The organism is Secundilactobacillus similis DSM 23365 = JCM 2765, from assembly GCF_001311075.1.
GTDB lineage: Bacteria > Bacillota > Bacilli > Lactobacillales > Lactobacillaceae > Secundilactobacillus > Secundilactobacillus similis.
The window spans coordinates 1-1,224 of record NZ_BBAD01000167.1 but is presented as its reverse complement, the minus strand read 5'-3'; the positions used below and the strand labels follow the sequence as shown (position 1 = coordinate 1,224).

2 pseudogenes are annotated in these 1,224 nt (G+C 37.5%); both read left to right on the top strand.

Features of this window, described 5'->3' with window-relative positions:
• Window positions 1-349: pseudogene (locus tag JCM2765_RS17535) on the top strand (mononucleotidyl cyclase); the annotation flags it as partial.
• Between the two features lie 107 nt (window positions 350-456).
• Window positions 457-1,039, top strand: a pseudogene (locus tag JCM2765_RS18540) (recombinase family protein).
• Window positions 1,040-1,224: the final 185 nt, after the last annotated feature.

The following is a 1,224-nucleotide window of genomic DNA, read 5'->3' as shown; positions in this document are numbered from 1 at the left end:
AAATATTAAAGCGGGCGTGGGTATTGCTACGGGCGAAGCACTAGTTATACAAGCTGGAGAAAAAGGTAGCGGTATAAATAAGCCTATCTTTCTTGGTGACAACGTAAATACCGCTGCACACCTATGTGATAAAGCCAATAATGAAAATTATCCATATTTTACTTTGACCGATCAAAACGTTAAAGACAATTGTAAAAGGTACATTGCTAATCCTGATAATCAAACATTTGCAGATTTTTTAGCTACACAATTTCCAACTGACGAAGGAAAATACTTCTACGGGGGAAACTTTTGGAGAATTCCATTTAACGATAGACTCAAAGAATTGCAAAATGATTGTAATTTTTAAATTAACCCCAAAAGGCCACTAGGGTATACCCTATTGGTCTTTTTTATTTCTGTGCTATACTAGGAATTACAAGTGTTCATTAGAACTGTCCAAAAGGAGAATTGGAAATGGCTAAAATCGGTTATGCGCGTGTGAGTTCCAAGGAGCAACATTTAGATCGACAGTTAGCGGCTTTAAAAGACGTTGATAAATTATTTACGGATAAATTAAGTGGGGCTAACACTAATCGGCCAGAACTGCAAAAAATGCTGGCTATATTCGTGAGGGTGATATTGTAATGGTCACTGAATTAGATCGCTTAGGCAGAAACAACCATGATTTGACTAAGATCATGAACTCCATTCAAAATAAGGGTGCCACCTAGATGTGTTGAATTTACCGTCCATGACAGGGATTGCTGACCCAAATTTACGTCAACTGATGACCAACTTGATTATTGAACTCTATAAGTATCAGGCCGAAAGTGAACGTAAGCGAATCATTGAGCGCCAGCAGCAAGGGATTGCCTTAGCTAAGCAGCAGGGTAAATATCATGGGCGCAAACCCCAATACACCCAAGACGATCCCCGCTTGCAACATGCTTTTAAGCTTTACGAGGCAGGCATGAGTGATGTCGATGTTGCCCGTAATACAGGAATTAAACGGACAACCTTTATAAGGTATCGAAAGAAATTTAATGTTAACAGATAATAGGTATGACTAATTGTTGAAACCTATTTATACCACCAAATAAATACCTTTATGCGTTTTATGTATTCCATTAGTACTACTTTTATCTCGATTTTGTGTTCTTAAAGTCGTATTATGTAGGAGAATAAGGTATTCGTTAAGTATTACCTTTATCTTTATATGTTAGGAGGTGGGCCTAGAATAAA